Source organism: Mycobacterium sp. GA-2829 (assembly GCF_001499965.1).
Classification (GTDB): domain Bacteria; phylum Actinomycetota; class Actinomycetes; order Mycobacteriales; family Mycobacteriaceae; genus Mycobacterium.
The window spans coordinates 190,536-209,023 of record NZ_LQIT01000001.1 but is presented as its reverse complement, the minus strand read 5'-3'; the positions used below and the strand labels follow the sequence as shown (position 1 = coordinate 209,023).

At 69.6% G+C, this 18,488-nt stretch carries 24 protein-coding genes; 12 read left to right on the top strand and 12 right to left on the bottom strand.

Features of this window, described 5'->3' with window-relative positions; translation table 11 throughout:
* The first annotated feature begins 61 nt into the window (after positions 1-61).
* On the top strand, positions 62-775 hold the full coding sequence (locus AU194_RS01005) for a TVP38/TMEM64 family protein (RefSeq protein ID WP_059087347.1): 714 nt from the start codon (positions 62-64) through the stop codon (positions 773-775).
* Here the strand turns inward: AU194_RS01005 and AU194_RS01000 are convergent.
* The 3 genes from AU194_RS01000 to AU194_RS00990 are packed head-to-tail and all read right to left on the bottom strand — an operon-like array spanning position 762 to position 2,740.
* On the bottom strand, positions 762-1,124 hold the full coding sequence (locus AU194_RS01000) for a DoxX family protein (RefSeq protein WP_059087346.1): 363 nt from the start codon (positions 1,122-1,124) through the stop codon (positions 762-764). The two genes, AU194_RS01005 and AU194_RS01000, sit on opposite strands and share 14 nt — an antisense overlap.
* Positions 1,121-2,287: an SPFH domain-containing protein gene (locus AU194_RS00995; protein ID WP_059087345.1), complete on the bottom strand. Its 1,167-nt coding sequence runs from the start codon at positions 2,285-2,287 to the stop codon at positions 1,121-1,123. Before AU194_RS00995 ends, AU194_RS01000 begins: the two co-directional genes overlap by 4 nt.
* Before the next feature lie 18 nt (positions 2,288-2,305).
* Positions 2,306-2,740 carry an NfeD family protein gene (locus AU194_RS00990; RefSeq protein ID WP_059087344.1) on the bottom strand — a complete coding sequence of 145 codons (435 nt, stop codon included), beginning with the start codon at positions 2,738-2,740 and terminating at the stop codon, positions 2,306-2,308.
* Between the two features lie 59 nt (positions 2,741-2,799).
* On the opposite strand from AU194_RS00990, the gene AU194_RS00985 reads away from it, so the two are divergent.
* Positions 2,800-3,657 (top strand): hypothetical protein, encoded by an 858-nt coding sequence (locus AU194_RS00985; protein ID WP_059087343.1) that lies wholly within the window; start codon positions 2,800-2,802, stop codon positions 3,655-3,657.
* Positions 3,658-3,666: 9 nt separating this feature from the next.
* Here AU194_RS00985 and prcA read toward each other — a convergent pair whose 3' ends face one another.
* The 5 genes from prcA to arc all read right to left on the bottom strand — a co-directional run bounded on the left by prcA (position 3,667) and on the right by arc (position 9,400).
* Positions 3,667-4,416: a proteasome subunit alpha gene (gene prcA, locus AU194_RS00980; RefSeq protein ID WP_059087342.1), complete on the bottom strand. Its 750-nt coding sequence runs from the start codon at positions 4,414-4,416 to the stop codon at positions 3,667-3,669.
* Complete coding sequence (gene prcB, locus AU194_RS00975) at positions 4,413-5,327, bottom strand: proteasome subunit beta (RefSeq protein WP_059087341.1); 915 nt, start codon at positions 5,325-5,327, stop codon at positions 4,413-4,415. The genes prcA and prcB overlap by 4 nt, the downstream gene beginning before the upstream one ends.
* On the bottom strand, positions 5,324-5,518 hold the full coding sequence (locus tag AU194_RS00970; protein WP_059087509.1) for a ubiquitin-like protein Pup: 195 nt from the start codon (positions 5,516-5,518) through the stop codon (positions 5,324-5,326). The genes prcB and AU194_RS00970 overlap by 4 nt, the downstream gene beginning before the upstream one ends.
* 111 nt (positions 5,519-5,629) lie before the next feature.
* Positions 5,630-7,129, bottom strand: coding sequence for a depupylase/deamidase Dop (gene dop / locus AU194_RS00965; RefSeq protein WP_059087340.1), 1,500 nt, complete (start codon positions 7,127-7,129; stop codon positions 5,630-5,632).
* 423 nt (positions 7,130-7,552) lie between these two features.
* Complete coding sequence (gene arc / locus AU194_RS00955) at positions 7,553-9,400, bottom strand: proteasome ATPase (protein ID WP_059087338.1); 1,848 nt, start codon at positions 9,398-9,400, stop codon at positions 7,553-7,555.
* Between the two features lie 147 nt (positions 9,401-9,547).
* Between arc and AU194_RS00950 the strand changes: the two genes are divergently transcribed.
* Genes AU194_RS00950 through AU194_RS00940 form a run of 3 tightly spaced genes read left to right on the top strand, consistent with a single transcriptional unit; the run spans position 9,548 to position 10,915 of the window.
* Entirely contained in the window at positions 9,548-10,045 is a 498-nt protein-coding gene (locus AU194_RS00950; RefSeq protein ID WP_197417474.1) for a hypothetical protein, read from the top strand.
* Positions 10,046-10,080: 35 nt separating this feature from the next.
* Positions 10,081-10,614 (top strand): hypothetical protein, encoded by a 534-nt coding sequence (locus AU194_RS00945; protein ID WP_231743101.1) that lies wholly within the window; start codon positions 10,081-10,083, stop codon positions 10,612-10,614.
* A gap of 1 nt (position 10,615) precedes the next feature.
* Complete coding sequence (locus AU194_RS00940; protein WP_059087336.1) at positions 10,616-10,915, top strand: DUF503 domain-containing protein; 300 nt, start codon at positions 10,616-10,618, stop codon at positions 10,913-10,915.
* A 19-nt stretch (positions 10,916-10,934) separates the two neighbouring features.
* Here the strand turns inward: AU194_RS00940 and AU194_RS00935 are convergent, their stop codons facing one another.
* A complete protein-coding gene (locus tag AU194_RS00935; RefSeq protein ID WP_059087335.1) occupies positions 10,935-11,789 on the bottom strand; it encodes a tRNA (adenine-N1)-methyltransferase in 855 nt (284 codons plus the stop codon).
* An 84-nt stretch (positions 11,790-11,873) separates the two neighbouring features.
* Here AU194_RS00935 and AU194_RS00930 point away from each other — a divergent pair, with 84 nt between their 5' ends.
* The 3 genes from AU194_RS00930 to AU194_RS00920 are packed head-to-tail and all read left to right on the top strand — an operon-like array spanning position 11,874 to position 14,001.
* Positions 11,874-12,707 carry a RecB family exonuclease gene (locus AU194_RS00930; protein WP_059087334.1) on the top strand — a complete coding sequence of 278 codons (834 nt, stop codon included), beginning with the start codon at positions 11,874-11,876 and terminating at the stop codon, positions 12,705-12,707.
* Positions 12,704-13,498 carry a thioesterase family protein gene (locus AU194_RS00925; RefSeq protein WP_059087507.1) on the top strand — a complete coding sequence of 265 codons (795 nt, stop codon included), beginning with the start codon at positions 12,704-12,706 and terminating at the stop codon, positions 13,496-13,498. The genes AU194_RS00930 and AU194_RS00925 overlap by 4 nt, the downstream gene beginning before the upstream one ends.
* Entirely contained in the window at positions 13,495-14,001 is a 507-nt protein-coding gene (locus AU194_RS00920) for a DinB family protein (RefSeq protein ID WP_059087333.1), read from the top strand. Before AU194_RS00925 ends, AU194_RS00920 begins: the two co-directional genes overlap by 4 nt.
* Here the strand turns inward: AU194_RS00920 and AU194_RS00915 are convergent.
* Positions 13,943-14,695, bottom strand: a complete 753-nt coding sequence (locus AU194_RS00915; RefSeq protein WP_059087332.1) for a TetR/AcrR family transcriptional regulator — start codon at positions 14,693-14,695, stop codon at positions 13,943-13,945. The two genes, AU194_RS00920 and AU194_RS00915, sit on opposite strands and share 59 nt — an antisense overlap.
* Before the next feature lie 69 nt (positions 14,696-14,764).
* Between AU194_RS00915 and AU194_RS00910 the strand changes: the two genes are divergently transcribed.
* Genes AU194_RS00910 through AU194_RS00895 form a run of 4 tightly spaced genes read left to right on the top strand, consistent with a single transcriptional unit; the run spans position 14,765 to position 16,627 of the window.
* Complete coding sequence (locus AU194_RS00910; RefSeq protein WP_059087331.1) at positions 14,765-15,142, top strand: VOC family protein; 378 nt, start codon at positions 14,765-14,767, stop codon at positions 15,140-15,142.
* A gap of 54 nt (positions 15,143-15,196) precedes the next feature.
* Complete coding sequence (locus AU194_RS00905; RefSeq protein ID WP_059087330.1) at positions 15,197-15,514, top strand: helix-turn-helix transcriptional regulator; 318 nt, start codon at positions 15,197-15,199, stop codon at positions 15,512-15,514.
* The gene (locus tag AU194_RS00900) at positions 15,511-16,002 is read left to right on the top strand and encodes an SRPBCC family protein (protein ID WP_059087329.1); all 492 of its coding nucleotides are present in this window, start codon (positions 15,511-15,513) and stop codon (positions 16,000-16,002) included. Before AU194_RS00905 ends, AU194_RS00900 begins: the two co-directional genes overlap by 4 nt.
* Positions 15,989-16,627, top strand: a complete 639-nt coding sequence (locus tag AU194_RS00895) for a flavodoxin family protein (RefSeq protein ID WP_059087328.1) — start codon at positions 15,989-15,991, stop codon at positions 16,625-16,627. Before AU194_RS00900 ends, AU194_RS00895 begins: the two co-directional genes overlap by 14 nt.
* Here the strand turns inward: AU194_RS00895 and AU194_RS00890 are convergent.
* Both AU194_RS00890 and AU194_RS00885 read right to left on the bottom strand, forming a co-directional pair.
* Positions 16,578-17,957, bottom strand: coding sequence for an FAD-containing oxidoreductase (locus tag AU194_RS00890; protein ID WP_059087327.1), 1,380 nt, complete (start codon positions 17,955-17,957; stop codon positions 16,578-16,580). The genes AU194_RS00895 and AU194_RS00890 overlap by 50 nt on opposite strands.
* 1 nt (position 17,958) lies before the next feature.
* Entirely contained in the window at positions 17,959-18,441 is a 483-nt protein-coding gene (locus AU194_RS00885; RefSeq protein ID WP_059087326.1) for a hypothetical protein, read from the bottom strand.
* Between the last annotated feature and the right edge of the window lie 47 nt (positions 18,442-18,488).

The window sequence follows — 18,488 nt, the reverse complement described above, 5'->3', positions numbered from 1 at the left end:
CTGCCGGTCGGCCCACGCGCAGGGCCGCATCCGTCCGCGCCGGGCCGTAGTCTTGGCAGACGTGAAAGCCGTCGTCAGGACCGTGCGGGCCGTACAGGCCACCGTGGCCGCGGCGGCCCTGCAGGTCTCCGGAAGACGCCTCGCGGCGATCTCGGCGGCCATTGTGATTCTCGTCGCACTCGCCTGGTGGGTGCCGATTCCCACCGCGGTGCAGATGCGCGACTGGGCCACCTCGGTCGGCGCCTGGTTCCCGCTGGTGTTCCTGGCCGCCCACATCGTGGTGACGACGTTCCCGTTCCCCCGCACCGCGTTCACGCTCGCCGCCGGCCTGCTGTTCGGACCGCTGCTGGGCGTGACCATCGCGGTGGCCGCGAGCACGATCAGCGCGCTGTTGGCGGTGCTGCTGATCCGCGCGCTGGGCTGGCAGTTGAGCCATCTGGTCAGCCACCCCGCCGTCGACCGCATCGACGAGCGGCTACGCCAGCGCGGCTGGCCGTCGGTGATCGCACTGCGGCTGATCCCTGCGGTGCCGTTCGCGGTGCTGAACTACGCCGCGGGTGCGTCGGCGGTGCGGCTGCTGCCCTACGCGGTCGCCACGTTCGTCGGGCTGCTGCCCGGCACCGCGGCGGTGGTGATCCTCGGCGACGCGCTCACCGGCCGGGTCGACCCGCTGCTGGTGCTGATCTCGGCTGCGACCGCGAGCCTGGGCGTACTCGTGCTGCTCTACGAGAACCGCGTGCAGCGGCGGCGGCAGACGCCGGTCACGACGCCCTGAGGTCGGGACCCTTCACGGTCATCGCGGCGAACAGCGCCAGCAGCGACGACGACGCCGCCAGACCCGGGCTCCAGTCCCGGACCCGGACGTGGGAGCCGGCGGCCAGCACGAAGTAGACGGTCAGCATGAACGTGGTCAGTCGGGTCAGTGCGGGCCAGCGGAACACCGACAGCAGTCCGACCGCGCTGGCGACCTTGACCACCGGGATGACCGGCCGTAGTTCCTCGGGCAGTCCCACTGTGTCGAACGCCTTCTTGATCGGGGCGATCGGCTTGACGCACGCCGCCGCGTCGGCGACCTGCATTGCCGCGAGCATCGCGTAGGTCCGTTGCCCGGTCAGCGCGCTCACGGCTCCGGATTCCCATGCCGCGGCGCGCTCAGCTCACTGGGCGGTGCCAGTCCCGGCCCGTCGACCGGGGTGCGGGCCTCGGCCTCGGCCCTGGCGACGGCCTGCGCGATCGCCGGGTCGGTCTCGGTGGAGAACCAGTCGGCGACCTCGTCGGAGTCGTCCTCGGCGGGCGGGCGGCCGTCGTCGGGCGACGGGGTGTAGCGGAACACGCCGTCGTCGCCCGGCGCGCCGAGCAGTTTGGTGAAACCGCCGAGCGCGCCGGCGAACTCGCTGGGCACCACCCAGACCTTGTTGGCCTCACCCTTGGCCATCTCGGGCAGGGTCTGCAGGTACTGGTAGGCCAGCAGTTCCGGGGTGGGCCGGGCCGCCTTGATCGCGGCGAACGTCTTCTCGATGGCCTTCGCCTGGCCCTGGGCCTGCAGGTAGGCGGCGGCGCGCTCACCCTGGGCGCGCAGCATGCGCGACTGCCGTTCGGCCTCGGCGGCGAGGATCGCGGCCTGTTTGGCGCCCTCGGCGGCGAGGATCTGCGCCTGCTTCTGGCCCTCGGCCTGTTTGATGGCCGCCTCCCGGCTGCCCTCGGCGGTCAGGATCATCGCGCGCTTCTCGCGGTCGGCGCGCATCTGCTTCTCCATCGAGTCCTGGATGGACGGCGGCGGATCGATCGCGCGGAGTTCGACGCGGGCCACCCGCAGCCCCCACCGGTTGGTGGCCTCGTCGAGCACGCCGCGCAGCGCGGTGTTGATCTGGTCGCGGGAGGTCAGCGTCTGCTCCAGCGTCATCCCGCCGACCAGGTTGCGCAGCGTGGTGGTGGTGAGCTGTTCGACGCCGACGATGTAGTTGCTGATCTGGTAGACCGCCGCCTGCGGGTTGGTGACCTGGAAGTAGACGACGGTGTCGATCGCCACGGTCAGGTTGTCCTCGGTGATGACCGGCTGCGGCGGGAACGACACCACCCGCTCACGCAGGTCGACCCGGGCGCGGATCTTGTCGATGAACGGGATGAGCAGGGTGAGCTGACCGCTGACGGTGCGGCTGTAGCGGCCGAGCCGCTCGATGACGGCGGCCTCGGCCTGCGGGATCAGCGCGACCGATTTGGCCACCACGATCACCGCGAATACGACGAGCACCAGCAGCAGGACCAGGCCGGCGACGGCACCATCCATGGCGGGGTTCCCTTCGACTCAGGGGTTCTTCCAGACGACCGCGGTGGCGCCGTCGATCCGCATGACGGTCACCTGGTCGCCCGGTTCGTACACATCGTTGTCGTCCAGCGGCCGGGCCGTCCAGACCTCGCCGTCGAGCTTGACCTGGCCGGCGTGCTGCGCGACGCGGTCGAGGACCAGGGCGGTCTTGCCCTCGAGCGCCTTCGCCGGTTCCGGCAGCCCGGCACCGGCGGTGAAGCGCCGCCGCAGCATCGGCCGCACCAGACCCAGCAGCAGCACCGACACCAGCAGGAAGACCACCCCGTCGGCCCAGATGGGCCAGTCGAACAGCAGGCTGGTCCCGGTCGCCGCGAGCGCACCGCCGGAGAGCATCAGCAGGAACATGTCGCCGGTGAGCGCTTCTGCCCCGGCCAGCGCAATCGCGAGGATCAGCCAGATCAGCCAAACGGGCATGTCGCCAGCCTACTGTGCAACCGGCTGGGACAGCGTCGAACAACTACACTGCGGGCATCATGTGGTGTCCCAGTGCAACGCTGGCGGTGTGGGCCAATTCGTGGCTCGCGGGTACCGCCGCGCCCGATGACGTGCTCGATTCGCTGTCCGCTTGGGCACCAAGGCATTTGGTGACGGCGTACGACTCCGCCGCGGCGGACCGGACCGGACTGCCGTGGCCCGATCTGAACGCCTCCGGCGGGGTGTCGCTGTTGCAGGCGCTGCGCACGGCGGCCGGGCCGAATCCCTCCGAGCCGACGATGTCGGTGGCGCTGCCGGTGCCCGGTGACGTGCGCGGGCTCCCGCCGGGCACCCAGTTCCAGAAGGACGCGATCGCCGTCGGTGAGGCGCTGATCGTCACCGATCCGAACGTGCCGTCAGAAGCGGTCGGCCTGGTCCCCGACTTCGAGTTCGACGAGGTCGGCGAGGATCCGGAGTTCGATCCCGAGGTGTCGGCGCTGTCGTGGACGGTGTACTCGGCACCCGCGACGGCCCCGGCGCCCTACGTCGACCTCGGTGAGGCGGAGTACGAACTGCGCTCAGCGGTCCGCGCGGCCGCCGACGCGCTGGGCGCCCTGCAGGCCGGCACAGCGGGCGCCGACGTCGACGATCCGCGCGGTCTGGTGGAACAGGTGCTGGAGTCCGGCCGGGGTCACCGCCTGCCCGATCACGCGCCGCACCGGGCGGTGCGGGTGCTGGAGAACGCCGCGCACGTCGACGCGATCATCACCGTGAGTTCCGGTCTGATGCCGATCGGGCTGCAGAGTTCGTCGGCGGTGCAGCTCGCCAGCGACGCGCTGCGTCCGCTGGTGGGTGTGGTGCGCGCCGCGCGGATGGCGGCGCTCACCGCCATCCTGTACTCGGCCTGGCAGCGCTGAGGCGCGCGGTTATTCGGTCGGCTGCGCCGGCTCGCCGTCGGCCGGTGACTCCGGATCGCGCTGCGGCAGTAGCCCTTCCAGCGCGGCACCGGTGATCCGGCGGAAGGCGCGCCTGGGCCGGTTGGCGTCCAGGATCGCCACTTCGAGCGTCGAGGGGCCCAGCGTGCGCGGTTCCGTGCCGTTCCCGCCGGATTCGAGCGCCTCGACCGCGATGCGCACGGCGTCGGCGAGTTCGGCGTTCTCCGTGTAGGACTCGTTGAGTTTGGCGGTGATCGGTTCGGTCGTCCCGCCCATCACCACGAAATGCGGTTCGTCGGCGATCGACCCGTCGTAGGTGATCCGGTACAGCTCCGGCGCTTTCGACTCACCGAAGTGTGCGACCTCGGCCACGCACAGCTCGACCTCGTACGGTTTGGCCTGTTCGGTGAAGATGGTGCCGAGCGTCTGCGCGTACACGTTGGCCAACTGGCGGCCGGTCACGTCGCGGCGCGAGTACGCATACCCCTGGGTGTCGGCGAACCGGATGCCGCCGCTGCGCAGGTTGTTGAACTCGTTGAAACGCCCGACGGCGGCGAAGCCGACCCGGTCGTAGAGTTCGCTGACCTTCTGCAGTGACCGCGACGGATTCTCCGCGACGAACAGCACACCGTCGGCATAGGCCAGTGCGACCACGCTGCGGCCGCGGCTGATCCCCTTGCGGGCGAGCTCGGAACGCTCGCGCATCGCCTGCTCGGGCGAGATGAAATACGGAAAGCTCACGAATCTGTACCTCGCGGCGCATGCGCGTCAGGGCCGAAAGTGTCGGCGCGGGAACGGTTCTGAATGACCTCACGGGCGAGCTCGGCGATCCGCTCCTGGGTGACCTCCTCGGCCCCCTCGGCGGTGATGAGCACGGCCGTCGGGAAGATCCCGCGCACGAGATCCGGTCCGCCGGTGGCGGAGTCGTCGTCGGCGGCGTCGTAGAGCGCCTCGACGGCCACCCGCAGCGCCGAATCGGCGTCGGTCACCTGGTGATAGAGCTTCTTCATCGAGGACTTGGCGAAGATCGAGCCCGACCCCACCGACTGGAAGCCCTCTTCTTCGAGGTTGTGCCCGCCCGCGGCGTCGAACGACACGATGCGGCCCGCGGCCTGCGGGTCGGGGTCGTCGAGGTCGAAACCGGCCAGCAACGGCAGTGCAACGAAACCTTGAAGCGCCGCACCGAGATTGCCGCGCACCATCGTGGCGAGCCGGTTCACCTTGCCCGCGAACGTCAACGCGACGCCCTCGAGCTTCTCGTAGTGTTCGAGTTCGACGGCGTAGAGCCGGGCGAACTCCACCGCGATGGCGGCCGTGCCTGCGATACCGGTGGCCGTGTAATCGTCGGTGATGTACACCTTCTGCACGTCGCGGCTGGCGATCATGTTGCCCTGGGTGGCGCGGCGGTCACCGGCCATCACCACGCCGCCGGGGAACTTCAACGCGACGATCGTGGTGCCGTGCGGCACGGTGTCGGTCGGGGTCAGCGTGGGCTCACCGCCGAACGGCAACAGATGGGGCGCCTGACGGCGCAGCATGTCGGAGAAGGACGACAAGTCCATGGGTACGGAGGGAACCCCTCGGGTAGTGGGATGGGACGGATCTCGGGAGAGTTGAGGAAAGGCCAGCTGCTGAAGGTGCGGCCAGGTCACTGTCCGCCCTTTTGGACATAAGCCCGCACGAAGTCCTCGGCGTTCTCCTCGAGGACGTCGTCGATCTCGTCCAGCAGGTCGTCGGTCTCCTCGGCGAGCTTCTCGCGACGCTCCTGCCCGGCGCCCGTGCCGCCGGTGAGGTCGTCGTCCTCGCCGCCGCCACCACCACGCTTGGTCTGCTCCTGCGCCATCGCCGCCTCCTGCACTTGTCATCGGCGGGCTCACGACCACCCACCGGTTCCTCCACACTACCGGGCGACGCCTGAATTGCCCGGGATAGCCTGGCTTTCCACGACGCCAGGTCAGGTCGCGGTGAGCTGCTCGACGAGTTGCACCGCGCTGTCGACCGAGTCCAGCAGCGCCCCGACGTGCGCCTTGCTGCCGCGCAGCGGTTCCAGCGTGGGGATGCGCACCAGCGAGTCGCCGCCCAGGTCGAAGATCACCGAGTCCCAGCTCGCGGCGGCGATGTCGGCGCCGAAGCGGCGCAGGCACTCACCGCGGAAGTACGCGCGGGTGTCGGTCGGCGGGCTGTCGACGGCGTCGAGGACCTGCTGTTCGGAGACCAGACGCTTCATCGACCCGCGCGCGACCAGCCGGTTGTACAGGCCCTTGTCCAGGCGGACGTCGGAGTACTGGAGGTCGACCAGGTGCAGCCGGGGCGCCGACCAGCCCAGGTTCTCGCGGCGCCGGAACCCCTCGAGCAGCCGCAGCTTGGCCGGCCAGTCGAGGATCTCGGCGCACTCCATCGGATCGCGTTCGAGCAGGTCGAGCACTTCGGCCCAGGTCTCGACGACGTGGGACGCCCGCGGATCGGGGTCGCGGGAGTCGACCAGTTTGGCGACCCGGTCGAGGTACTCGCGCTGCAGGGCCAGCGCGGTCATCTCGCGGCCGTCGGCCAGTGCGACGGTCGCGCGCAGCGACGGATCGCGGCTGATCACGTGCACGGCGTGCACCGGCCGGGCGAGCACCAGATCCGAAAGGTCGATCCCCTCCTCGATCAGGTCGAGGACCAGCGAGGTGGCGCCCAGCTTGAGGTAGGTCGACGTCTCGGCGAGGTTGGCGTCGCCGATGATGACGTGCAGCCGCCGGTACTTGTCGGCGTCGGCGTGCGGTTCGTCGCGGGTGTTGATGATGCCGCGTTTGAGCGTGGTCTCCAGTCCGACCTCGACCTCGATGTAGTCGGCGCGCTGGGACAGCTGGAAGCCGGGTTCGTCGCCGGAGGGGCCGATGCCCACGCGTCCGGATCCGGTGACGATCTGCCGCGACACCAGGAACGGGGTGAGACCGGCGATCACCGCGGAGAACGGCGTCTGCCTGCTCATCAGGTAGTTCTCGTGGGAGCCGTAGGAGGCGCCCTTGCCGTCGACGTTGTTCTTGTACAGCTGCAGTTTGGCAGCGCCGGGCACACTGGCCACGTGGCGGGCGGCGGCCTCCATCACGCGCTCGCCTGCCTTGTCCCAGATCACCGCGTCGAGCGGATCGGTGCACTCGGGCGCGGAGTACTCGGGGTGGGCGTGGTCGACGTAGAGGCGGGCGCCGTTGGTCAGGATCATGTTGGCCGCGCCGACCTCGTCGGCGTCGACGACCGGTGGCGGCCCGGAGGCCCGACTCAAGTCGAATCCGCGGGCGTCGCGCAGCGGCGACTCCACCTCGTAGTCCCACCGGGTGCGCTTGGCGCGCTGGATGCCTGCCGCCGCGGCGTAGGCCAGGACCGCCTGTGTCGACGTCAGGATCGGGTTGGCGGTCGGATCGGAGGGTGAGGAGATGCCGTATTCGACCTCTGTTCCGATGATCCGCTGCATGACCTCAGACTAGGTGACGCGTCGAGGGCCCGGGTGGGCGGCAGTTGACGGGCTGTTTTCCCTCCGGATCACCGAGCCGCTCGGCGCCCGGCGTCCACTGCGCCGCCGTTCGTCGCCGGGCGGTATTCGATCAACCGCAACGGCCCCTTCGTGAACGTGGACCGGGAGCCGAACCCGGCGGGCACCCATGCGCCCGCCGTGACCAACGCAGTCCCCATGACGCCGGCCGTGATCGCCGTCCGCGGCGATGACCGCCAGGGATCTCCCACCCTCATGTCGATGTCGCCCCTCCCCCGAAGCCCCGTCAGGCGAGAGGTTAGCTACAGCAAAGCCCGCTTCCGCGCGGTTTCAACGAAATCGACGGTCGGTCCGACGCGAAGCGGCCCGTCACCGAATCCGGTGACGGGCCGCGACGACACGTGATTAGAGGTACTGGCCGAGGTTGGACTCGGTGTCGATCGCCCGGTTCGCGCTGCTGCTCTTACCGGTGACCAGCGTGCGGATGTAGACGATCCGCTCGCCCTTCTTACCCGAGATCCGCGCCCAGTCATCCGGATTCGTGGTGTTGGGCAGGTCCTCGTTCTCGGCGAACTCGTCGACGATCGAGTCGAGCAGGTGCTGGATCCGCAGACCCTTCTGCCCGGTCTCGAGGACGGACTTGATCGCGTACTTCTTGGCCCGGTCGACGACGTTCTGGATCATCGCGCCGGAGTTGAAGTCCTTGAAGTACATGACCTCTTTGTCGCCGTTGGCGTAGGTCACCTCGAGGAAGCGGTTGTCGTCGATCTCGGCGTACATCCGGTCGACGACCTTCTCGATCATCGCCTTGATGGTCAGCGACCGGTCACCCGAGAACTCCGAGAGGTCGTCGTCGTGGACCGGCAGTTCCTCGGTGAGGTACTTGCTGAAGATGTCCTGTGCCGCCTCGGCATCCGGCCGCTCGATCTTGATCTTGACGTCCAGGCGGCCGGGCCGCAGGATCGCCGGGTCGATCATGTCCTCGCGGTTGGAGGCGCCGATCACGATGACGTTCTCCAGGCCCTCGACGCCGTCGATCTCGCTCAGCAGCTGCGGAACCACCGTCGTCTCCACATCGGAGCTCACACCGGTGCCGCGGGTGCGGAAGATCGAGTCCATCTCGTCGAAGAACACGATCACCGGGGTGCCCTCGGACGCCTTCTCACGCGCCCGCTGGAAGATCAGCCGGATGTGTCGTTCGGTCTCGCCGACGAACTTGTTCAGCAGCTCCGGACCCTTGATGTTGAGGAAGTAGCTCTTCGCCTCGCGCGCGTCGTCGCCACGGACCTCGGCCATCTTCTTGGCCAGCGAATTGGCGACGGCCTTGGCGATCAACGTCTTACCGCAACCTGGCGGCCCGTAGAGCAGCACACCTTTCGGCGGCCGCAGCGAGTACTCGCGGTAGAGCTCCTTGTGCAGGAACGGCAATTCGACGGCGTCGCGGATCTGCTCGATCTGACGACCCAGACCGCCGATGTCGCTGTAGCTGACGTCGGGCACCTCTTCGAGGACCAGATCCTCGACCTCGGCCTTCGGGATCCGCTCGAAGGCGTATCCAGCCTTGGTGTCGACCAGCAGCGAATCACCCGGCCGCAACCGGCGCGGGCGGTCGTCGTCGAGCTCGGTGCCGGCGACCTCGTCGTCGGGCAGGTGTTCGACCGACACCAGCGGTTCGGCCAGCCAGACGATGCGCTCCTCGTCGGCGTGGCCGACGACCAGCGCGCGGTGCCCGTCGGAGAGGATCTCGCGCAGGGTGCTGATCTCGCCGACGGCTTCGAAGGTGCCCGCCTCGACGACCGTCAGCGCCTCGTTGAGGCGTACGGTCTGCCCCTGCTTGAGGGCTTTGACGTCGATGTTGGGTGAGCACGTCAACCGCATCTTGCGGCCGGAGGTGAACACGTCGACGGTGTCGTCCTCGTGGGCGGCCAGCAGCACGCCGTAACCGCTCGGGGGCTGACCCAGCCGGTCGACCTCTTCGCGCAGGGCGAGCAGTTGCTGGCGGGCCTCCTTGAGGGTGTCCATCAATTTGGCGTTGCGCGCGGCCAGGGAATCGATCCGCGCTTCGAGCTGGTGGACCTCACGGACACTGCGGGCGCTTCCGGATGGGCCTACCGCGTTCTCGAGCTGTTCTCGGAGTGCGGCCGCCTCACGGCGCAGCTCCTCCAACTCCGCGGCGTCCTCACTGGACAGGCCGGACTCATGGGGTGTCGTGAAACCATCTTCTCTGGCTTCGTGACGCTGTGACTCACTCATGTTGCGCCCCTTTCCCGCACCGCATAGTGGTGCAGTAACGACTTCAACGCTACCGGCGATTCAGACTTTGTGTGCGGCGTAGGGGATTCGACACACCAGCCGCGCTGTTAACCTCGGATTCGAGTCAGCCAGATCGAAAGGACCGTCGTGACCCTGAAAACCCTCGTAACCGGCTTCGCAGCGGCAGCTGTCGTAGCAGGTGGAGCGGCAGGTGTGACCTCCATTGCATCGACCACCGCGGCTCCGGCAGCCACGCCTACCGTGGCGCCCGTCGTCTTCGGTGCTCCGATGCCCCAGGTGCCCGCACCCGATCTGGCCGGTCCGCTGACCCAGACGCTGCAGGCGCTGGCCGGACCCGGGTCTTTCCGGGGCAAGGCGCCGTTCATTCAGGGCGGCATCGGGAGGATCGAAGCGGTCGCCGCCGACCGCGCGTACCAGAATGCCGCGGCCCAGGGCAAGTTCCCGTTGGCCTTCAACCTCGCCAACATCGACATGAACGGTGGCGTGGCCACGGCCGACGTCACCGCGACCGCCCCCACCGGTGGCACCGCGACGCAGAACATCGTGTTCACCGCGGGCCCGAGCCCGACCGGCTGGCAGATCTCGCGCGGTTCGGCGCTGAACCTGCTCTCGGCGGTCGGCTGAGCCGTTTGCCGGTGCTGTACCGCACCATGTCCGTCATGACCCGAAGCGCCGTCACCCTCGTGGTGGCGGCGTTCGGTCTTTCCTGGTGTCTGATTGGGTGCGGCAGCGACAAACCGCCCGCCGCGCCGCCGACACCGGTGGCGTCCAGCCCCTCCGCCGCGCCGGTGGGTCCGCCGCCGCCCGCACCGCTGCCGCCGCCCAGCGCGCTGACCGATGTGCTGTACCGGCTGACCGATCCGGCGGTGCCCGGCGGCGAGAAACTCGCGCTGATCCAGGAGTCGAACCCCGCCGACGCCGTCGCACTCGACCGGTTCACCAAGGCGCTGGGCGACAACGGTTATCACCCGATGACGTTCGACGCCGCGGATCTGGCGTGGGCGGGCGACGGGGTCGACGCCGGTCATGTCGTGGTGGCGACCGTGATCGCCAGGACGCCGCCCGAGCGCACCGGCGGCGACTTCACGTTCCCGATGGATTTCGCCCGCACCCCCGACGGCGGGTTCCAGCTCAGCCGCGAGAGCGCCGACCTCCTGTTCGAGGTCGACGCCGGCCAGGCACCGCCGCGCTGACATGTGGATCGGCTGGTTGCAGTTCGACCTGCTCCTCGGCGATGTGCACTCGCTCAAACAGAAACGGTCGGCGATCCGGCCCGTGATCGCCGAACTGCGGCGCCGGTTCATGGTGTCGGCCGCCGAGACCGGCGCCCATGATCTGCACCGCCGCGCCGAGATCGGCATGGCCGTGGTGGCGGCGGACCGGGCGCATGTGGTCGACGTCCTCGACGCCGCCGAGCGACTGGTGGCCGCCCGCCCGGAGATGGAGCTGCTGTCGGCGCGCCGCGCGCTGCGGCGCAGCGACGACGAGGATTGAATCGTCGGCTCGCCGACGGTCAAGCCTCGGCCTGCTCCGCCGGGGCGGCCAGTTGCCTCTTGCGCCGCAACGGAATCGGCGCGACGGCCCCTGGCGCCAGCCTGCGGGCGCTGATCAGGAACGCGGTGTGCCCGCGCATCGTGTGCTGGGGGCGCACGGCCAGACCGACGACGTACCAGCCGCGCTGCATGCTCTCCCAGGCGCGCGGTTCGGTCCAACACGTCTGTGCGCGCAGCGCTTCCACCGCGCGCGAGAGTTGTGTCACGGTCGCGACGTAGATCATCAGCACACCGCCGGGCACCAGGTGGCGCGACACCGTGTCGAGCACCTCCCACGGCGCGAGCATGTCGAGCACCACGCGGTCGACCTCACCGCCGCTGTAGTCGTTGAGGTCGGCGATGACGAGGTCCCAGTTGTCCGGGCGCTCACCGAAGAACGTGTCGACGTTGCGGGCGGCGTGGACGGCGTGGTCGTCGCGCACCTCGTAGGAGGTGACCCGGCCGTGCGGTCCGACCGCGCGCAGCAGCGAACAGGTCAGCGCACCCGAACCGGCGCCGGCCTCCAGCACGCGCGCACCCGGGAAGATGTCGCCCTCGTGGACGATCTGCGCGGCGTCCTTGGGGTAGATGACCTGCGCGCCGCGCGGCATCGACATCACGTAGTCGACCAGCAGCGGCCGCAGCACGAGGAACTGGTCGCCGCTGGTGGATTTCACGACGCTGCCCTCGGGCAGTCCGATGACGGTGTCGAGCGCGATCATCCCGCGGTGGGTGTGGAACTCACCGCCCGGGGTGAGCAGCATCGTGTAGTGCCGCCCCTTGGCGTCGGTGAGTTGGACGCGGTCTCCGACGGCGAACGGACCGGTTCTGGGCATAGCTGTTCAGCCTGCCAGTCGGCACGAGGCAGCGGGTCCGCGGGGTTGGGCTGATCTGTCGGGGTCACGTCATACGCTGACCACATGAGTGAACAGCCCGCGCCGGTCCGGCGTCCCGCGCTGTCGCCGTCGCGGGCCGCCGATTTCAAGCAGTGCCCGCTGCTGTACCGGTTCCGTGCGATCGACCGGCTGCCCGAACCGCAGTCGGTCGCGCAGTTGCGCGGGTCGGTGGTGCACGCCGCGCTCGAGCAGCTCTACGCGCTGCCCGCCGCGGACCGGGTGCCAGCGACCGCGCTGACGCTGGTCGCGCCCGCGTGGGAGCGGGTGCTCGCCGAACGCTCCGACGTGGCGGCCGACATCGACCCCGCCGTGCGGGAGGCGCTGCTCGGTGAGGCCCGCGCGCTGCTGTCCGGGTACTACCGGCTGGAGGATCCGACGCGGTTCGACCCGCAGTGCTGCGAGCAGCACGTCGAGGTGGAACTGGAGGACGGCACGTTGTTGCGTGGCTTCGTCGACCGCATCGACGTCGCCCCGACCGGCGAGTTGCGGGTGGTCGACTACAAGACCGGGAAGGCCCCGCCGGAGGCGCGGGATCTGGCCGAGGCCAAGGCGCTGTTCCAGATGAAGTTCTACGCGGTCGCGCTGTTGCGGTCGCGCGGTGTGCTGCCGACCCGGTTGCGGCTGCTCTACCTCGCCGACAGTCAGGTGCTGGACTACTCCCCCGACCTCGAAGAGCTCGTCCGGTTCGAGCGCACGCTGACCGCGATCTGGCGTGCCATCATGGCCGCCGGTGCGACCGGCGACTTCCGGGCCAACCCGTCGCGGTTGTGCGGGTGGTGTGCGCATCAGGCGCTGTGCCCGGCCTTCGGCGGCACCCCGCCGCCGTATCCGGGGTGGCCGGAGGTGCCCGCCGCGTGATCGGGCACCTCTATCACCGCCTCCCCGACGACGACGGGCTCGCGGCGTTCGAGTCGACCGCCGACACCCGCAGCAACTGGGATCCGGCGATTCAGCACGGGTCGCCGCCGCTGGCGCTGCTCACCCGGGCCATCGAGGACCTCGCGGCGGGCACCGGGTTGCGGGTCGGCCGGCTCACGCTCGACATCCTCGGCGCGATCCCGGTGGCGCCGGTGTGGGTGCGGGCGGAGGTGGTGCGGCCGGGCAACCGGATCTCGCTGATGGCCGCGGACATGCTGGCCGCGCGCCCGGACGGCAGCCACCGCGCCGTCGCGCGGGTGACGGCGTGGCTGCTGGCGACCAGCGACACCGCCGACGCCGCGACCGACCGGCACCCGCCGCTGACCGAGGGCCAGGCCGTGGGCGTCGCGCACGCGTGGGAGGGCGCACCCGGCTACCTGGAGACCGTGGACTGGCGCCGACAAGCCGACGACGGCTCGTCGGCGGTGGCGTGGTTGACGCCGCTGGTCCCCCTCATCGACGACGAACCGACGACGGCGCTGCAGCGGCTGGCGATGGTGGTCGACTCCGCCAACGGCATCGGCGCCGCGCTCGATCCGCGGCGGTTCCTGTTCATGAACACCGACACCTCGGTGCACCTGCACCGGTTGCCGCAAGGCTCGGATTTCGGGTTGCGCACCCGTGCGTCGATCGGCCCCGACGGCATCGGTGTCACCACGGCCGAGATCTTCGACCGCCGCGGGTTCGTCGGCACCTCGGCGCAGACGCTGCTGGTGCAGCGGCAGCCGTGAACGGTCTGGTCGGGCAGTTCGACCTGGCGTGGGCGCTGGCCGACCTGCACCTGTCGGCGCTCTCGGCGGACGACTTCCTGTGGGAGCCCGCCGACGTCGTGTGGACCGTGCGGCCCGACGCGTCGGGTCGGTGGTGGCCGGACTGGTCCGACGAGGAGCCCGACCCGATTCCGGTGCCCACGATCGGCTGGTTGACGTGGCACATCATCTGGTGGTGGTCGGTGACGCTGGCGCACCTCGACGGCGAGGCCGTACCCGACCGCACCGAGGTGAGTTGGCCCGGCGGCGCGGCGGCGGTGCAGCGGATCCGAGAGCTGGCAGCCGGCTGGCGCGCGGCCCTCCGCCGGCTGGACGCCGCGGATCTCGAAGCGGCAGCGGAATTTCCGTGGGGCCCCGACAGCGGTCACACCGTCGCCGACGCCGTGCTGTGGCTGCACGTCGAGCTCACGAAGAACGTCGCCGAGATCGGTCAACTCCGCCTGTTGCACGCGGTATCGCGCTGAGCCCGGTGAGCAGGACGTCGAGCCCGAACGCCAGGGCGGCGTCGGCGTCGCGGGCGGCGCCCTGTGCCTGGCCGGCGGCGCTGCCGATACGCGAGGCCAGCGGATAACGGTCCGCGATCCCCAGTGCGGCCAGTTTGGCGCCCTCCCGGTCCCACCATTGCAACGGCGTCTCCTGTTCGCGTTCCCGCCGCGCGTGTGCCAGCGCGCGGGCGCAGGAGCGGGCGAAGTCGAGCACGAGGGCCAGGGCCGCGTCCTTGTCGGCGTCGTCGAGCGGCAGCGCATCGACGGCGGCCAGCTCGCGCTCGTATTTGGCGAGGGTGCCGGGGCCGAGAACGGCCCGTTCGGATTCGATCTCGGCCAGCCAGGGATGCCGCTCGAACAGGCGCATGTTGTCGGCGACGACGGTGGCCAGCCGGGCGCGCCAGTCGCCGGCCGATTCGGTGACGTCCATCTCGGACCTGCACTGGTCGGCCATCAGTTCGAGCAGTTGTTCGCGGCTGCGCACATAGGAGTAGAGCGTCATCACGGGGACCTCCAGGGCAGCGGCGACATCGCGCACCGTGAAGGGCAGGCCGAGCCGGTCGGCGACGGCGATCGCCGCGGCCACCACCTGATCGGCGGTGAATCGGGGCGGGCGGCCGCGGCGGGCGGGCAGGGGTTTCTCGTGTCGCCACAGCAGGTCGATGGTGTCCATGGGTCCTCACTTGAATTTCCGTACAGAATACGGATACTTGATCTCGTACACGATACGAGAAAGGTGTCCATGAACGTCACCGCCACCGCCGTCTCCCTCAACGTTCCCGACCCGCAGGCCTCGGCCGACTTCCTCACCCGGCACGTCGGCTACACCGTGGCCATGCAGGACGACGGGTTCGTCTCGCTCGAACACGGCAGTGGCGCGCCGAACGTCGTCTACCTGCGCACCGGTCTGCCGACCTTCAAACCGACCCACCGCGCGGGCAGTGCGGGCGACGGCCTGCTGCTGGTCTTCGTCGTCGACGACGTCGACGCGGCCTTCGAATCGGTGCGAGGCGGCGGCGCGCCCGTCGTGACCCCGCCAGAGACCGAACCGTGGGGCGAGCGGTACTGCCAGTTCGAGGATCCGAACGGGATCATCGTGCAGTTCGTGCAGTGGGTCTGACCGCCCCTTGTATATGCTCTTGTATCTATATAGATCAGGTGCGATACTGTGGGCATGGACGTATTCGAAGCCGTCGCCGAACCGAGTCGGCGCGTGCTGCTGGACGAACTGGCCGGGGGTGAGCGCACGGCGGGCGAGCTGGTCGCGACCCTGCCCGGGCTGACCCAGCCGACGGTCTCCCGGCACCTGCGGGTGCTACGCGAGGTCGGCCTGGTCGAGGTGCGGCCGGACGCGCAACGCCGGATCTACGCACTGCGCGCCGACGGGCTGCTCGAGATCGGGGCGTGGATCGACCGCTACCGGCACTTCTGGGCCGGCCACCTCGACGACCTCGAACAGCATCTGCACCGGCGCGCCGAGGAGTCCCGGTGAACGGGCGCGAGGGCCGACTGACCGTCGAAGGCGACCGCGCGGTGCTGACCTTCGAGCGGCGGCTGCCGTTCCCGGTGGAAACGGTGTGGGCGGCGATCACCGATCCGCACGAACGCGGACAGTGGTTCGGCGCCACCAACATCGACGCGCGCCAAGGCGGCACCATCGAGATGGTCGCCACCGGTCCCCCGCTGCCTGAGGACCGCAAGCGCATGACCGGACGCATCCTCGTCTGGGACCCACCGCACGTGTTCGAACACGAATGGCGCCAGCCGATCGTCGAGGACGGCGTCGTGCGCTACGAACTGCGCCCCGACGGGAACGGCACGCTGTTGCGATTCACGCACCGCGGCTTGGGGATTCGCAACGCGTCCGGCTTCCTCGGCGGCACCCACGCCTTCCTCGACCGGCTCGAATCCCATCTGTCCGGCGCCGAGCTGCCGGACTGGCTGACCCGCAAACAGGAGGTCGACGATGCTCGCCGCTGATCACGCACCCCACGTCGCGGTGGCCTACCACTCCGGATTCGGTCACACCGCCGTACTCGCCGACGCAGTGGCCGACGGCGCCCGCTCGGCCGGCGCCGTCGTCGGGCTGGTCGCGCTCGACGCGCTCGCCGACACCGACTGGACCACCCTCGACCACGCTGATGCGATCGTGTTCGGCACCCCGACGTACATGGGCAATGTCTCGGCGGCCTTCCAGGCGTTCGCCGAACGCACCGGGCGCCGCTGTCAGGAGGGCACCTGGCGCGACAAGCTGGCCGCGGGGTTCACCAACTCCGGCGCCAAGAGCGGCGACAAGGTGGCCGCACTGATGTCCCTCGCGGTGTTCGCCGCCCAGCACCACATGCACTGGGTGAACCTCGGCCTGGTGGCGGGCTGGAACAGTTCGGTGAGCAGCCCGGACGACCTCAACCGGCTCGGGTTCTTCCTCGGCGCAGGCGCGCAGACCGACGTCGACGCCGGACCCGACGGTGTGCACCCCTCCGACGTGCGGACCTGCGGGCACTTGGGCCGCCGGGTCGCGCTGGTGGCCGCGCAGTTCACCGCGGGCCGCCGTGTCACGTCAGCGGTTTCAGATCCTGTAGCAGCGTCGGCACCAGTTCGCTGACGGTCGGGTGGATGTGCATGGTGCGGGAGATCGCGGTGTAGGGCTTCTTCGCGGTCATGATGTCGAGGATCGCGTGCACCACCTCGTCGCCGCCGACGCCGAGGATCGCCGCGCCGAGGATCTCCTCGGTCTCGGCGTCCACCACCACCTTCATGAACCCCTGGGTCTCCCCCTTCTCCACGGCCCGGCCCACGCGCGTCATGGGACGCTTGCCCACCAACGCTTTTCGGCCCGATCTGCGAACCTGGTCGGCGGTCATCCCGGCCCGCCCGAGCGGCGGGTCGATGTAGAGCGCGTAGGTGGTGATGCGGTCGCTGACCCGCCGCGGGTCGTCGTCGAGGAGGTTGGCGGCGACGATCTCGAAGTCGTTGTAGGACGTGTGGGTGAACGCGCCCTTGCCGTTGCAGTCGCCCATGGCCCAGATGTGGTCGACGCTGGTGCGCAGCTGATCGTCGACGACGATGTAGCCGCGCTCGTCGGTCTGCACACCCGCGGCATCGAGTCCGAGATCGTCGGTGTTGGGCTGCCTGCCGACCGCCATCAGCAGGTGGCTGCCCGCGATCGGCTCGGCACCCTCCCGCGGTGTGAGCTCGAAACCGTTGTCGCGCTTGGTGAATCGAATGTCACTGGCATCGAGCACGATGTCGATGTCCTCGGCCTCGAGGATGTCCTTGATGGCCGCCGAGACGTCCTCGTCCTCGCGGGAGGTCAGCCGGGGCCCGTGTTCGACGACAGTGACCCGGGCGCCGAACCGGCGGTACATCTGGGCGAACTCGAGCGCGATGTAGCTGCCGCCGACGATCACGAGATGCTCGGGGACGACGTCGAGGTCGAGGATGCTCACGTTGGTCAGGTAATCGATGTCCGCGAGTCCGGGCATGTCGGGCGCGACGGCGCGGCCGCCGACGTTGAGGTAGATGCGGTCGGCCTTGAGCACCTGATCGTCGACGCGGACGGTGTGTGGATCCTCGAAGCGGGCGTGCCCGCGCAGGAACGTGCAGCCGTCCATGCCCTCGAGCCACGACTCGACACCGTTGCGGTCGTCGAGCATGATCCTGTCCTTGCGGGCCTTGACCTTCGCCATGTCGACGGTGATCTCGCCGGTGCCGACACCGTATTCGGCGCCGCGCCGGGCCAGGTGCGCGGCATGTGCACTGGCGACCAGCGTCTTGGTGGGGATACACCCGTAGTTCACGCAGGTGCCGCCGACGAGTTTGCGTTCGATCACCGCGACCGTCTGACCGGCTTCGGTCAACCGGCCTGCCAGCGGTGGGCCCGCCTGCCCCGCGCCGATGATGATGGCATCGAAAGTGGTTGGCTGCGAGGTCATCTCAGATCACCGACGCAGCCAAGACGATGACGACGCCGCCGATCACCGCGACGGCGTCCTCGAGCAGCGCGATAGGGAGGTCCCGCCCGCCGTTCCTGGCGACGAGGCGCTTGCGCGCTTCGTATCCGCCCAGCGTGCCGATGACGGCGCCGATCACCCCGGCGCCCAGTCCGCCGAAGGTGTACCCGAACGCGGTGCCGAGGACCGCGCCGGCGAATCCGCCGGAGACCAGCCGGGGGACGAACTGCATCGGCGTCTTGCGGCTCGGCGTCTTGGGGAGCTGATCGGTGACCAGTTCACCGACGGCCAGGACGGTGAACACGGCGACCGCGATCGGGTGTGCCACCCACTGCGCCCAGGTGCCGTCGAGGGCGATCCAGTCGAGCATCCCGGCCCACGCGATCACCGCGGGTGCGGTGAACGTTCGCAGGCCGGCGACCACACCGATCAGCAACGCGAGGAGCAGGACAAGGGCATGCGTCATGGCAACCTCCGGCCGACGATGAAGTCACCCGGACGCTAGCACGCATC

Bases quoted from the DNA above. Each gene is read 5' to 3' on its own strand.
- AU194_RS00995 (WP_059087345.1), bottom strand. From the start codon at position 2,287: ATGGATGGTGCCGTCGCCGGCCTGGTCCTGCTGCTGGTGCTCGTCGTA.
- AU194_RS00990 (WP_059087344.1), bottom strand. From the start codon at position 2,740: ATGCCCGTTTGGCTGATCTGGCTGATCCTCGCGATTGCGCTGGCCGGG.
- AU194_RS00985 (WP_059087343.1), top strand. From the start codon at position 2,800: ATGTGGTGTCCCAGTGCAACGCTGGCGGTGTGGGCCAATTCGTGGCTC.
- AU194_RS00970 (WP_059087509.1), bottom strand. From the start codon at position 5,518: ATGGCGCAGGAGCAGACCAAGCGTGGTGGTGGCGGCGGCGAGGACGAC.
- dop (WP_059087340.1), bottom strand. From the start codon at position 7,129: ATGCAGCGGATCATCGGAACAGAGGTCGAATACGGCATCTCCTCACCC.
- arc (WP_059087338.1), bottom strand. From the start codon at position 9,400: ATGAGTGAGTCACAGCGTCACGAAGCCAGAGAAGATGGTTTCACGACA.
- AU194_RS00945 (WP_231743101.1), top strand. From the start codon at position 10,081: ATGACCCGAAGCGCCGTCACCCTCGTGGTGGCGGCGTTCGGTCTTTCC.
- AU194_RS00940 (WP_059087336.1), top strand. From the start codon at position 10,616: ATGTGGATCGGCTGGTTGCAGTTCGACCTGCTCCTCGGCGATGTGCAC.
- AU194_RS00935 (WP_059087335.1), bottom strand. From the start codon at position 11,789: ATGCCCAGAACCGGTCCGTTCGCCGTCGGAGACCGCGTCCAACTCACC.
- AU194_RS00930 (WP_059087334.1), top strand. From the start codon at position 11,874: ATGAGTGAACAGCCCGCGCCGGTCCGGCGTCCCGCGCTGTCGCCGTCG.
- AU194_RS00915 (WP_059087332.1), bottom strand. From the start codon at position 14,695: ATGGACACCATCGACCTGCTGTGGCGACACGAGAAACCCCTGCCCGCC.
- AU194_RS00910 (WP_059087331.1), top strand. From the start codon at position 14,765: ATGAACGTCACCGCCACCGCCGTCTCCCTCAACGTTCCCGACCCGCAG.
- AU194_RS00905 (WP_059087330.1), top strand. From the start codon at position 15,197: ATGGACGTATTCGAAGCCGTCGCCGAACCGAGTCGGCGCGTGCTGCTG.
- AU194_RS00895 (WP_059087328.1), top strand. From the start codon at position 15,989: ATGCTCGCCGCTGATCACGCACCCCACGTCGCGGTGGCCTACCACTCC.
- AU194_RS00890 (WP_059087327.1), bottom strand. From the start codon at position 17,957: ATGACCTCGCAGCCAACCACTTTCGATGCCATCATCATCGGCGCGGGG.
- AU194_RS00885 (WP_059087326.1), bottom strand. From the start codon at position 18,441: ATGACGCATGCCCTTGTCCTGCTCCTCGCGTTGCTGATCGGTGTGGTC.